We start from the raw sequence: 13,109 nt of genomic DNA, 5'->3' as shown, positions 1-13,109 counted from the left end.
AAAGATTAAAATCTTCTAAAACGGTTATACAAAGCCATATAAAATGTTTTAAATTTACATTATGAATGAACCATTAGCAGAACGATTAAGACCTAAAAAATTAGAAGACTATATAAGTCAGAGCCATCTAATTGGCCCGAATGGTACTCTAACGAATCAAATAAAACAAGGATTAATACCTTCGCTTATACTATGGGGACCACCGGGAATAGGTAAAACAACATTAGCAAATATAATAGCTACAGAATCTAATAGGCCATTTTACACATTAAGCGCCATTAATTCAGGAGTTAAAGATATTCGTGAGGTTATAGATAAAGCAAAACAGTCGGGTGGTTTATTTACAACTAAAAACCCCATCCTATTTATTGATGAAATACATCGCTTTAGCAAATCGCAGCAGGACTCTTTATTACAAGCTGTAGAAAAAGGTTGGGTAACCTTAATTGGTGCTACAACTGAAAACCCCAGTTTTGAGGTTATTCCTGCATTATTATCAAGATGTCAAGTATATATACTAAAAGCATTTGATAAAGCAAATTTAGAGGCCTTACTACACCGCGCAATAGAAAAAGACACCTACTTATCGGAAAAACAAATAACACTACTGGAAACCGAAGCTTTGATTAGAATATCTGGTGGTGATGCTAGAAAGCTATTAAACATTTTTGAACTGATTGTCAATTCACATGAATCAGATAATATAGTCGTTACAAACGACTTGGTAACAAACCGGGTACAAAACAATACAGCTAGATACGACAAAACAGGCGAACAACATTATGATATAATTTCGGCACTGATAAAATCTATACGTGGTAGCGATCCAAATGCAGCGGTATACTATTTGGCACGAATGATTGAAGGTGGTGAGGATGTAAAATTTATTGCAAGGCGCTTATTAATATTAGCAAGTGAGGATATCGGTAATGCCAATCCTACTGCTTTGGTTATAGCAAATAATACATTTCAAGCTGTTTCAACAATAGGAAACCCAGAATCTCGTATAATTTTAAGCCAATGTATAACTTATTTAGCCTGTTCTCCAAAAAGTAATGCTGCCTACATGGCTATTAATAATGCCCAGCAATTGGTAAGAGAAACGGGCGATTTAAGTGTTCCTTTATCAATACGAAATGCACCAACTAAACTTATGAAAGAAATTGGCTACGGTGAAAACTACCAATATGCTCATAATTATACTAACAACTTTGCAAATCAAGAATTTCTCCCTAATGAAATTAGCAATACAAAGTTATATGATCCCGGAAATAATGCACGTGAAAATGCACATCGCGAATTTTTAAAACAACGTTGGAAGGATAAGTATGGGTATTAAAAATCTGTATTTAAAACAGAAACATTTAGACTACCATCTGCCAATTTTTTAACCATAACCCATTTTCCATTTTGCTTGTAAACAGTGGCTTGTAAATCCTTAACCATATAAAATTCAGGTTTACCTGAGTATATTAGCGTATAAACAACCTCGGATTTAGCATTAACTAACTCATAATCTAATCCTTTGGCTACTGCTGTTAAAACATCATTTGTAGTATTTTCTGAATCTGCAACTGCTGAAGTGGAAACTGCAACTGGTGCTACTGAAGCTTGAACTGGGACTGGAACATTTAAACTAGGTGCCTCGGTAGGTTTGTATGAATAATTAAGTGTTTTAAAAGAATCGAAAGCTTCTCTTAAAGCATAATTATAAGCTACTTGAAACTTCTTTTCTCGAGAGGTACCTTGTGCAGATGTGTACACAATTTCCTGATTACAGTTTTTTAATACTATAGTTAACTTAGTGACAAACATAGTAGACTCCTTAATAACATCTGAACGTAGAGCTAAGCATCCGTTATTAATTAAATCCTGAGGTAATGGTTCATTACTCATTATTGCTTCAAACCCATATTTTTCGAATAAAAACTGACTTAGTGAGTTTAATTTAAATTGGTCTGGCTCCGATGTAAAATCATAGGATACTGGAACAATAACATACTTATAAGAATCTAATTCACTTTGTGAAAAAACAGTCTGGAAAGTAATAAATAGAACAAATAATATGCTGATTTTTTTTATCATAACGTCTTAAAAAATTAAAAAATAAATATACATCAAAATTACAAATAGGCCTTTAAATCCACCAATTTTGTAACCTGTTTTATACTATCATCAATTTTCAGGCCATGATAGTTAAAACAAATAGCATCCATACCAAAATCTAGGGCACCAAAAACATCAGCTTCAAGGTTGTCCCCTATCATTAAACTTGATGCTTTATTTGCTAAAGCTTGATTTAAAGCAAAATCGAATATAACAGGATTCGGTTTTTTAACACCCGCTAATTCTGAGTTTGTAATGGTTGAGAAATAACTAGCAATTTTAGACCCTTCAAGCTTTTTTTGTTGTGCTTCATGAAAACCATTAGTTATAATGTGTAGCCTATAGTGTGGTTTTAGATAGTCTAAAAGTTCGAAAGTTCCTTCAAACAAATGATTAAACGAAGATAGATATAATATATAATCGTCTGATAATTTATGAATAACCGCATCTGCAACAACGGTATCAATGGCGTCAAAACTATCTTTTAATCGCCTATAACGTAATGTTTCTTTATCTATTTTCTCTTCACGATATAACTTCCAATATCCAAAGTTTATAGGTTCGTATTTTTCAATAAAGTTCATGAAATTGATCTGAACGCCATTCTCTTTGAAAATTTTCTCAAATGTTAATGCTGAATTTTTATCAAAATCCCATAAGGTATGGTCTAAATCAAAAAAAATATCGGTTAGGCCTTTAAGCTTCATCTACTGAATCTAATATTAAATTAAACAATTCTTTAAACCCCTTCCAACGCTCTATATCACTAAAGGTATAATTATGAAACACAGGTACAAACTCACCATTAACTTTTTTCACTTCGCTAATAAGACGTTGTAATGCTTCTTTTTTATCTAACAATGAATGATGTTTTAACAATGTATAATCCATTAAGTGATAACTAGTAATTTTTAAAGGCGTTTGTATTTCAAAATCTAAATCGTAAAAGAAAAAGGGGGTACAAGTACCAGCACGAAAACCAGCATGATTAACATAGCCCATGGTATAATCTTCTAAAATTTCTAATTCCAACATGTTTCTAAACGTTTTAGGGAAATTCAATTTAGAAAATGAATTTCTTGAAGCTATTAACGAGGTATTAGTAATAGATTCAATACGCTGTTTTTCTTTTTTTAGAATAGCCATATTATTTAAAGCAAAATAAGATGCTTTTAGTCCCACATGACAATAATCGGCTACTTGCTTTATAAGCGAAATAAATTCTTTTTTCTGATAGGCAATTCCTTTGTCGTAAGTGGAATAATCGCCTATTAAAAAGAAGAAAAGGAATTTACTTTTGTGTTTTTTCTGCCTATTAAGAATATATTTAAATGTATCATCAGGATCATGTTTTAACCCGAGTAACACCATGTACCGCATATAAACCCTATGAAACTTAAGACTTGTAATATCTAGGATGGTCCCTCCTATTGTTCGCATGAGTCCCTTTTGTTTAAAACTATAAGCTGAAGGCACATCTATGATAGGTTTTATACTATAAGATCGTTCAGGGAACTGAAAATCGGGATATTGTTCTTGGAGTATTTTTTTAAACTTGTAGGCCCAAATATCAACTACTGGTTTTTTTAAAAACCCATTGGCATAGGCTAAACTTTCGTTTGCAGTAAACCGCCCGTACTCATCTTTTACATGCGGCAAATACTCTTCATAACGACTCAGCAAATAAAAAGTAGCCGCAAAAATATCAAAAGGGATACAACTTTTATCGGTGCTAAAAAAAAAGCACTTAGTTTCCTCCCAGTTTTGTACTTGCACCTCAACATCTGATAAACCTTGTTCAAACAACAAGTCATGACTTTTTATAAAAAGTTCACTCCCCAAAGGTTGTTTGGTGTAGGAAATTTTAAGCGAATTATGAGATATAAATGCTTCTACGGTAGTTGTAAAGTTAACCGGTATACCCAAAATTCTTGTAAATATATGCTTAAATGCATACTTCACACGAGGTGTTATTTTATGCGTATAAATGAGGATCATTAAAGTAAATTATCATCTGCAAAGCTAAAATAAGCCTTTTCAGTAACTATAAGATGGTCTAAAACTTTTATATCTAAACTTTCTCCAGCTTTTTTTAATTTTTGAGTAATCTGTTTATCGGCTTCACTTGGTTTTAATGTTCCTGATGGATGATTGTGTACTAAAATTAAGCTCACAGCTCCAAATTGTAATGCATTTTTAAGCACCAATCTAACATCTACTAACGTGCCTGTAATTCCGCCTTTACTTAATTGTTGTTTCTGCAGTACCTTATTAGAATTGTTTAAGTAAATAATCCAAAACTCTTCATGAGGGAGTTCGCCAATAATGGGCTGCATTAATTCAAAAACAGAGGTACTAGATGTTATAATGTTACGTTCTAGAGCTTCTTCGCTTCTCCGCCTTCTACCCAGTTCCATGGCAGCAGCAATAGCAATGGCTTTAGCTTCACCTATACCTTTAAAAGCCATAAGATCTGTTAAACTCAGTTTGCCAAGCTGATTTAAATTATTATCCACACTTGCTAAAATACGCTTACATAACTCTAAAGCACTTTCGTTACGACTACCAGATCCAATTATAATAGCTACCAATTCCGCATCACTAAGAGCTGCCTTGCCTTTATCACGTAGTTTTTCGCGAGGCTGATCGTCTTGAGACCAATTTTTTATTGATAATGAAGCTTCTTTTTTGCCCATAGGTTAAATATAATTATTGTAAATTTCAACTGCAATAAATTATGACTGTAAAAAACAGCTATTCTGTATAAATCTGAATAAATTATTTTGAACTACCCTCCTACTATACATCAAGACGACAACAAACAACACTTAATACAAGTTATAAAAACCTACCCATTGGCCATGCTTGTATCGGTATTAGATAACGAACCTATAATTTCGCACTTACCATTAATTTATGAAAACAATACCTTAATTGGACATATAGATGCCTTAAACCCGCATTCTAAAGTACTAAAAGAACAAAACCAAGTTAGCATTGTTTTTGCTGGTCCGCAATGTTATATATCTCCTAGTATATACAAAAGCAAACAACTCCCTACTTGGAACTATGTAAGGGTACACCTTAAAGGCCTTGTAACAGAAATTAAAGACCCAGAAGCAATAAAAGAAAGTATGGTAAGAATGACGGATACATTAGAACAACCAAATGGTACGTACAAATTAGAAAAAAACGACCCTAGAATGGATAAATTTATCAGTTACGTCAAGGGATTTAAAGTAACCATAACAGATTGGGAAGGTAAATTTAAATTATCGCAAAACAGAAACACGGAAGATTTTGAATTAGCAAAAACTGAAATGATAACGCATAATCAAATACATTTAGGACAGTTTTTAGATTCGCTATTATCCAAAGACTAAAGCAGAAATTTTAAGAGATAACACGAAACAAAGTTATCAAACTAATTAACAGACTTATAGGTGTTATTGTAGAACAACTTAACTTAAAAATAATTAGTACCTTGCATACATAATAGTTGAAAATATGACCTCATGGAAATAGCAGCAATAATAGATTATTTAACAAAATTTAGAAAAGAGACAACTGATTTAAAAAACAAAAAGTATAGTGAAAAACTTATTCGAGTTATTCATGAATTAGAATTTAAATCCTTTAGTGAATCTGATTTAAGAAAACTACATTTAGAATTCGATTTACTACAACAAAACATCGAGTTAGATAAAGAATTTATTGATGTAAAAACGGAATTGAAAAAATTCTTAAAATTCATAAAAGTAGAATACAATATTACGCCGCAGTATTACTATACATATATTGGGTTCTCTTTAGGGTTAATTAGCACGCTTTTGTTTGGCATTTTTTCCTTAACAATAGGGTCTATATTTGGAGCCTTAATTGGTTATTACTATGATGATCAAGCTAAAAAACGTGGCAAAAAATTATCTACGGAACTTCATGAGTTTTTTTACTAAATTAAATGTATCCATATTTAATATCAAAAAAAGCCTTTTCTAATATTTAAGAAAAGGCTTTTTTTGTTTTACTTATTGTACAAGATAACTGTCTAAACGACTTTCCATGACATGATTCGCATCCGTTACAAATGAATACGTATAAAAAACAAGCCCTATTCCTTCGGCATAATTTACAACATCTAGTCCTGGAAATTGCTCTCCTTCAGGAGATTTTGCATAGCGTTCTGAGTAAGCACAGATAAAATCGCCAGCAGGAACCGTTGTGCTTACCTCATCCGGATAGGATGTTTCGTAAATATTCCCCCAATCGTTGGTACTTACTACACGTTCATTATAGTCTAAATAAGTAAACATTATAGCGCCACTATCCTGTATTAAATACGATAACGAGTCCCTAACAAGTTCTGTACGTTCACCATTTTCGCCATATATGGGGTTATTACTTTCATTACCCGTAGTCTTAGTGTGCAACTGAAAATAGGTTTTTCCGTTTATCTCTGTGGTCCCTGTAATACGAACGGAATCTATAACTCCCGTATCTTCAAAAGTTTGATTGGAATTATCGCGACTAAACTTCTTATAAACCCACCAATTTCCAACTTTTAGAGCGTAGAAGCCTGAATCATTTGACTGATTTGAAGTATTTAATGTGTCATCAGCATCTGATGAGCAGGAAAAAACACACGTTAAAAGAAGAATAATTAAAAAATTACGTAACATATTTAATAGTTTTTAGATGGTTAATAAACGTAATTTTATTTCAGACAGTTATGGTTTATGGTTATAATATTAACAATAACGTCAAAATTTAAACCTTAGTATTAAAACAAAAACTATTAACTACTTTTTTACGCTATTAAGTCTTGAACGGCATCAAAATTTAAACCACCATAATTACCAGAACTCATTAAGAGTAAAGCTTTATCCTTAAAACTTTGAGAAAACAAGAAATTTTTAAACTTTTCTGGATCGGTAAAAATCACTAAATCATCACGTTCAAAAGCATTTGCTATTTGTGTTTCAGTTACTGCATCTAACTTCTTAATTTCAACCGCATCAGGCGAGTAAAATACGACGGCTACATCGGCAGCATCTAAAGCACCTTTATATTCTTTTAGAAACTCGGCATTCAGACTACTATAAGTATGTAGCTCCAAGCAAGCTATTAACTCCTTAGATTGATATTGTGCTTTTACAGCTTTAGTAGTTGCAGAAACCTTAGAAGGTGAATGTGCAAAATCTTTATACGCAACACTTGTTGAACTTTCTGCTATTTTTTCTAGACGTTTACTTGCGCCTTTAAAAGTTGCAATAGCCTCATAAAAATCGTCTTCATCAATTCCCATGTGTTGGCAAATCCATTTAGCTCCTGCTAAATTATTAAGGTTATGTTTTCCAAAAATCTCAATTGGTAATGGTCCTTCTGGTGTTTCCAAAAGTGTCTCTCCATTTTCAACGGTATATTCTGGTGTATGATAAGCTATTTTACGAATTGGATTTTCACTTGATTCAACCACTCGAACTACTTCAGCATCCTCTTCATTATAATTAATGCTACCACCATTAACAATAGAATCTACAAATATGCTAAACTGTTCTACATAATTTTCATAGGTAGGAAACACGTTAATATGGTCCCAAGCAATACCACTTAACAATGCAATATTAGGTTTATATAAATGAAACTTTGGTCTTCTATCAATTGGAGAGCTTAAATACTCATCACCTTCTAAAACAATAAAATCATTGTCATCCGTTAATTTTACCATGACATCAAAACCTTCTAGTTGGGCACCAACCATATAATCTACATCACGATCATGGTAATGCATAACGTGTAAAATCATAGAAGTAATAGTTGTTTTTCCATGACTACCACCTATAACAACACGGGTTTTGTTTTTAGATTGTTCGAATAAAAACTCCGGATAACTATAAATTTTCAAGCCTAACTCTTGAGCTTTTAACAGCTCCGGATTATCTGCTTTAGCATGCATACCTAGAACAATAGCGTCTAAATCTGAATTAATTTTGTCAGGAAACCAACCGTAAGTTTCAGGCAATAACCCTTTAGCTTCTAGTCTAGATTTAGAAGGATCAAAAATGGTATCATCACTACCTGTTACTTGGTAGCCTTTATTATGTAATGCAATGGCTAAATTGTGCATAGCAGCACCTCCAATAGCTATAAAATGTACGTTCATGTTTTGTTTTTGAAGATGTTTCAAAGATAGTTTTTTGACCTGAATTTCACTAATTTTCAGGAATCTGTTCCTTTTTAGTTATTAAATACTAACTGCAAAATTATTAAATAGCTTGGCTTTAGTTTCAAAGTAACTATTTTCTAATAAAATGGCTTTTAACCGAGCATCCATTAGTTTTCTTTCTCTAGAATTCACTAAAAACAAAGAACTTTCACCTAATGTGAATTTACACTCCTCAGCTGCCACTAATTGTTCATAGTCTTGAATCATTTTAGCTATTAAATCGTTTTGAACGACATAGGAGTCTAATTCATTTTTAATAGCATCTACCTTATTTTTAATACTTAGTTTGGATAATGTTATATCTAAAAAAGTGTTTTCCATTTTTAGTTTTGTTAGTTTTAAGTCACCACGTTCTTTTCTTAGAAACAATGGAAAGCGCATGGTTACGCCACTTTTATAATTTGATGTATTAAAACTATTAATTTCCTCTGGCGTTTGTGACAAAAAATTATATTGCAAATCTATTTTAGGCAATAACATATTAGCTTTTAAGCGCTTTTCAATTTTTAAACTTTCGTATTTATAGCTTATTTATTTTCAGCCTTTCATCTTTAAAAACTTCTATACCCGGAAGCTCTGAAATTGCCAATCTTATAGCGTTTAGTGCTTTTTCCTTTTGATTTTGATGCTTATAAATTTGTGCCAATCTATAATTAGCCCATGCTACAGGAACACCATCTTCAACCGAATAATTAGCTATATAAGTCTTTAAACAAGTTTCACCTTTATTTAATTGCACATTGTATTCGGCAGCAACTTTTCCTATTTGGTAATGCACAGCATTGCGTTTGTGTTTTTCTTTCGAAGCCTCGATAGTTAAAATAGCCTGATTAGGCTTCTGTTGGTTTTCATAAAAATGCGTTAACTTATCATAACAAGTTACAGACCCGCCAGTAGTAATAGCCTTTTTATAATATTTCTCAGCTAACACTGGTTCATCATCATATTCATAAATATAGCCTTTAGCCAAATACCCATCAACTTCTGATAAACGCTCTAGCTCATTTGCATATTTTAATGATTTTTTAATACTTCCGCCAATTACACCTGGTAATTGCATATACAACTCAACCAAAGCCCAACGAGCATCAATATGTTCGGGATTTAGTTCAGCTGCTTTCAAAAAAGCCTCCTCAACATCATCAATTAACAATAAGGCACTAAACTTATTAACCTCCAAAGCCTTCATACCCATAGCGCCGCCATATTTATATTGAAAATTAGCATTATCTGGATGTGTCTCGACTAAAATTTCATATTGCGTAATAGCTTCATCCCATTTGGTTTGAAAACCGTAAGCATCTCCTAATAACTCAATACCTCGCAAATTACTCGGATTAGATTCCACATAAGCCTGTAACTTTTGCTCGGCTTGCTTGTATCGTTTTTTATCTAATAAATCAGCTGCAGCATCTAAAGGCTGTTGCGCCATTAAATAAGCAGGAAATAATAAACAAAGGAGTAAGTTTCTCATTCGGTAAGTATCTATTATCCAAAGATAACTAATCCTAGTTATTTTAAAGTAACTACATCCAAAAGAGAATTAACTCATAAAAATACTAATAGAATTTTTATTTCTTTTAAAGCAAATTAATTTAAAACTAGAATTCCACAATCAATTATAATTGAATTGATTAAATTTACACCTGTAATTAAATTGATGATGAAACACCTATTAATTTTATGCCTTTGTCTCTTTAGTTTTACAAGTTCTGTAAACGCTCAAGGAAATATGCAAACTGAAAAACCAACAGATAGTATGGTATTTTTCAATTATAATATAAAAAAGATTCCTAACTCAAGTCCTGAGATCAACTTTCTAAACTATCTAACTACAAAAGGACGCATTAAAGGCTTTCATCAAGAGAAGATTTTAGACAAACCGGACAACTTAGTTTGCGAATTATTAGATAAAGATTTGAACGTGATTGAAACCTTATATATCAAGAATCCATTAAATAATGTCATAGAATACGTTAATGATGATGGGAATTTAGAGAAGAAACAGATTATATTAGAGCATACAGACTTTTCTTTTAGAATGCCGTATTCAGAAGTTATTAAATATTCTAGAATACGTATCATCACAAATTCTAAAATTACCAATTACATTATAACCAAGCTTTAACTACGATGAACAAACTATTACTTGCTATTGTATTTACTTTACTTTTAACAAACTCATTTGCTCAAACTTATGATTTTGAAGTAGAAACTATTAAAAACACTGGCGATAACGACAAACGTATTAATTTAGTTATCCTTGGAGACGGCTATACAGCAGGAGAAATGGAACTCTTCCGTAGCGATGCTATACATTTTTCTGACACATTTTTCAGTCAATCACCATATACCGAATACACGAATTATTTTAATGTTCATATTGTTAAAGTAATTTCAAATGAAAGTGGAGCTTCTCACCCGGGCACCGCTAATGACGAAAATACAGTAAGTGTTCCTGTTAGTGATATTGACAATTATTTTGGATCTTCTTATGATAGTTATGGTGTACATCGCTTATTGTTTTCATCAAACTATCCACTTATTACAAATGTATTGGCTGCAAACTTTCCTGAATACGATCAGGCTTTAGTGTTAGTTAATTCACCGTATTATGGTGGAAGCGGAGGAACATTCCCTTTTGCTTCAACTGGTGAAAATGGAATTGAAATTGCTATTCATGAAATAGGACATTCTTTGGTAAATTTAAAAGATGAATACTACCCTGGTGATGCTTTTGTTGAAGAAGCCATAAACATGACACAAGAAACAGATCCTACTCAAGTAAGATGGACAAATTGGTACGGTAGTAATAATGTAGGTATTTACAGCCATGGTAGTTCTGGCATTCCAGCGACGTGGTTTAGACCTCATCAAAATTGTAAAATGCGCTTCTTAAATGCTCCTTTTTGCCCTGTATGTAGCGAAGGAACAATAGAAAGAATTCATGATTTGGTATCACCAATTGATGCCTACACACCTAATAACCTATCATTAGCCCCATCTACATATCCTATTAGTTTCAACTTAACATTAGTTTCGCCTACAACAAACTCATTGGAAAGCACATGGACACTAAATGGCTCGGAATTCTCAACAGCTTTAGATATGATTTCAGTAGCTGAAACCGATTTAAACGAAGGAATAAATACACTTACTGTTGCAGTTACAGACAATAGTAGTTTGGTTCGTGTAAACCAACATGAAACAGTTCACGTAAACACTGTTACCTGGAGTATCGATAATTCTACATTAGGTATTTCTGATATCGCTTCGGAAGTTAATAAATTTACTATTTCACTTTACCCAAACCCTTCAAACAATCAGTTTTACGTAAAATATGATAGTCCCGATTTTAATAAATTACGTTTAGTCCTAACCAGTATGGATGGCAAAAACATATTAAATAAATCTTTAGACCAAGGCGTGACAAATAGCATTGACATAAGTCAGCAAGCTACAGGCATCTATATGGTTCACATATATAATGGCAACGTACGTTTAGCTACAAAAAAAGTTATTAAGCAGTAATTTACTTATTAGGTGGATATTTTTCAAGTAGTTTTTGAATTACAATTTCAAATTGAGCGGTTCGTGCATCCGGAGTGTTTTCAGGAACTGAAGGTTCGTTAGCTACTCCTTGCCAAAACAATTGTTGTTCGACTCCCGAATCAACAAAATCGAGAACAATACGCCTTGAAATACTTCCTTGCCCTACGGGAATTCCAACTGAAATACCACCGCCACCGCTACCAACTCCCATTCCAACTGAACTTGTTTGGGCAGACTGATAGGTTGTACTAGCTACATCAATAATAAAATCTGGTGTTTCTGAATATTGTAATCCCTTTTTTTGAAGTGCAGAGTCTAAAGCTTGGAAAAAGCGTTTAGCATCTAAAGGACTGAAACCTGTTTCCATATCATCAAAATAATTATACGTTTTATACAGTGTAAAATCAGTCCCGCTTTGATAATCATAATCAACAGTAACTCCGCAAGCTGTAAAAACAGTAAGCAGTAAAAGTAATTTTAGTGATTTCATTTTTTATTATAAATGTATAAAATTAAACAGGTTTCTCATCAACAGATTTTGTTAAAGCCGAAGAGATAATACCTGTGGGAATTGCTACAATTCCAAGACCGATAAGTAGAATAAAAAATGTAAATATTTTTCCTCCAACAGTAATAGGATACACATCGCCATAACCAACGGTTGTTAATGTAATGATAGCCCACCATAAGCTATCTAAAATAGATGAAAAATGCTGAGGCTGAGCTTCACTTTCAAAATAATAAATACCTACTGCTGAAAAATATATTAAAATTAATGTAATGAATAAGAACAACACTATCTGTTCTTTAGCCGATTTTATAGCATGCATAAAATGATTTAATGCACGGTTATAACGGACGAGTTTTAAAACACGAAATAACCTAAAAAGCCTTAAGGATCTTAAAGAACGTAAATCTATCCCAAAAGAGAGGTAAAAAGGCAGAATAGCTAACAAATCGATAATTCCAAAAAAGCTAAAAATAAATTTCAGCTTACGATCTGCTACATAAATGCGCAAAAAATACTCAACAGTAAAGATAAGAACACTTACTGCTTCAATAATTCGTAAAATATAACGTGTATCAGGCTCTAAGGTAGGAACCGTTTCTAAAGTAAACGTTGTTATAGAAATTAAAATTAAAGCCTGAATAGCGAAAGCAAATATTTTACTTCCTAGATTATCATTGACTTCAACAATATCTTTAATCTTCTTCTTCATTTACA

The 13,109-nt window shown here is 32.4% G+C and carries 15 protein-coding genes; 5 read left to right on the top strand and 10 right to left on the bottom strand.

Going from position 1 to position 13,109, the window contains the following annotated elements:
• Window positions 1-61: 61 nt before the first annotated feature.
• Window positions 62-1,339, top strand: a complete 1,278-nt coding sequence (locus tag ACW5R3_RS04465; protein WP_456578429.1) for a replication-associated recombination protein A — start codon at window positions 62-64, stop codon at window positions 1,337-1,339.
• Here ACW5R3_RS04465 and ACW5R3_RS04460 read toward each other — a convergent pair.
• From ACW5R3_RS04460 to radC, 4 genes are read right to left on the bottom strand one after another with little or no spacing between them, the layout of a single operon-like run.
• Window positions 1,336-2,085: a hypothetical protein gene (locus tag ACW5R3_RS04460; protein ID WP_456578428.1), complete on the bottom strand. Its 750-nt coding sequence runs from the start codon at window positions 2,083-2,085 to the stop codon at window positions 1,336-1,338. The two genes, ACW5R3_RS04465 and ACW5R3_RS04460, sit on opposite strands and share 4 nt — an antisense overlap.
• A 38-nt stretch (window positions 2,086-2,123) precedes the next feature.
• Complete coding sequence (locus tag ACW5R3_RS04455) at window positions 2,124-2,813, bottom strand: YjjG family noncanonical pyrimidine nucleotidase (protein WP_456578427.1); 690 nt, start codon at window positions 2,811-2,813, stop codon at window positions 2,124-2,126.
• Window positions 2,803-4,104 carry a polysaccharide deacetylase family protein gene (locus tag ACW5R3_RS04450; RefSeq protein ID WP_456578426.1) on the bottom strand — a complete coding sequence of 434 codons (1,302 nt, stop codon included), beginning with the start codon at window positions 4,102-4,104 and terminating at the stop codon, window positions 2,803-2,805. The genes ACW5R3_RS04455 and ACW5R3_RS04450 overlap by 11 nt, the downstream gene beginning before the upstream one ends.
• Entirely contained in the window at window positions 4,104-4,802 is a 699-nt protein-coding gene (gene radC, locus ACW5R3_RS04445; protein WP_456578425.1) for a RadC family protein, read from the bottom strand. The genes ACW5R3_RS04450 and radC overlap by 1 nt, the downstream gene beginning before the upstream one ends.
• A gap of 87 nt (window positions 4,803-4,889) precedes the next feature.
• On the opposite strand from radC, the gene ACW5R3_RS04440 reads away from it, so the two are divergent.
• On the top strand, window positions 4,890-5,489 hold the full coding sequence (locus ACW5R3_RS04440; protein ID WP_456578424.1) for an FMN-binding negative transcriptional regulator: 600 nt from the start codon (window positions 4,890-4,892) through the stop codon (window positions 5,487-5,489).
• A gap of 132 nt (window positions 5,490-5,621) precedes the next feature.
• The gene (locus ACW5R3_RS04435; RefSeq protein WP_456578423.1) at window positions 5,622-6,062 is read left to right on the top strand and encodes a hypothetical protein; all 441 of its coding nucleotides are present in this window, start codon (window positions 5,622-5,624) and stop codon (window positions 6,060-6,062) included.
• Between the two features lie 72 nt (window positions 6,063-6,134).
• On the opposite strand, the gene ACW5R3_RS04430 is transcribed toward ACW5R3_RS04435, so the two are convergent.
• The 4 genes from ACW5R3_RS04430 to ACW5R3_RS04415 form a co-directional block, all read right to left on the bottom strand.
• Window positions 6,135-6,785 carry a hypothetical protein gene (locus ACW5R3_RS04430; RefSeq protein ID WP_456578422.1) on the bottom strand — a complete coding sequence of 217 codons (651 nt, stop codon included), beginning with the start codon at window positions 6,783-6,785 and terminating at the stop codon, window positions 6,135-6,137.
• A 128-nt stretch (window positions 6,786-6,913) separates the two neighbouring features.
• Window positions 6,914-8,269 carry a UDP-N-acetylmuramate--L-alanine ligase gene (locus ACW5R3_RS04425; protein ID WP_456578852.1) on the bottom strand — a complete coding sequence of 452 codons (1,356 nt, stop codon included), beginning with the start codon at window positions 8,267-8,269 and terminating at the stop codon, window positions 6,914-6,916.
• Window positions 8,270-8,350: 81 nt separating this feature from the next.
• Window positions 8,351-8,812, bottom strand: a complete 462-nt coding sequence (locus ACW5R3_RS04420) for a TolC family protein (RefSeq protein WP_456578421.1) — start codon at window positions 8,810-8,812, stop codon at window positions 8,351-8,353.
• A 40-nt stretch (window positions 8,813-8,852) separates the two neighbouring features.
• The gene (locus ACW5R3_RS04415; protein ID WP_456578420.1) at window positions 8,853-9,806 is read right to left on the bottom strand and encodes a tetratricopeptide repeat protein; all 954 of its coding nucleotides are present in this window, start codon (window positions 9,804-9,806) and stop codon (window positions 8,853-8,855) included.
• Between the two features lie 186 nt (window positions 9,807-9,992).
• On the opposite strand from ACW5R3_RS04415, the gene ACW5R3_RS04410 reads away from it, so the two are divergent.
• Window positions 9,993-10,460 (top strand): hypothetical protein, encoded by a 468-nt coding sequence (locus ACW5R3_RS04410; protein WP_456578419.1) that lies wholly within the window; start codon window positions 9,993-9,995, stop codon window positions 10,458-10,460.
• Window positions 10,461-10,465: 5 nt separating this feature from the next.
• Window positions 10,466-11,863 (top strand): M64 family metallopeptidase, encoded by a 1,398-nt coding sequence (locus ACW5R3_RS04405; RefSeq protein WP_456578418.1) that lies wholly within the window; start codon window positions 10,466-10,468, stop codon window positions 11,861-11,863.
• A gap of 1 nt (window position 11,864) precedes the next feature.
• Here ACW5R3_RS04405 and ACW5R3_RS04400 read toward each other — a convergent pair whose 3' ends face one another.
• Window positions 11,865-12,374 carry a DUF4136 domain-containing protein gene (locus ACW5R3_RS04400; protein ID WP_456578417.1) on the bottom strand — a complete coding sequence of 170 codons (510 nt, stop codon included), beginning with the start codon at window positions 12,372-12,374 and terminating at the stop codon, window positions 11,865-11,867.
• A 22-nt stretch (window positions 12,375-12,396) separates the two neighbouring features.
• The gene (locus ACW5R3_RS04395) at window positions 12,397-13,104 is read right to left on the bottom strand and encodes an ion transporter (protein WP_456578416.1); all 708 of its coding nucleotides are present in this window, start codon (window positions 13,102-13,104) and stop codon (window positions 12,397-12,399) included.
• Between the last annotated feature and the right edge of the window lie 5 nt (window positions 13,105-13,109).

The sequence above is a fragment of the Algorimicrobium bowmanii genome, assembly GCF_054031195.1.
Note: the sequence above shows the minus strand (reverse complement) of the source record. Positions and strands in the feature narration are given on the sequence as shown.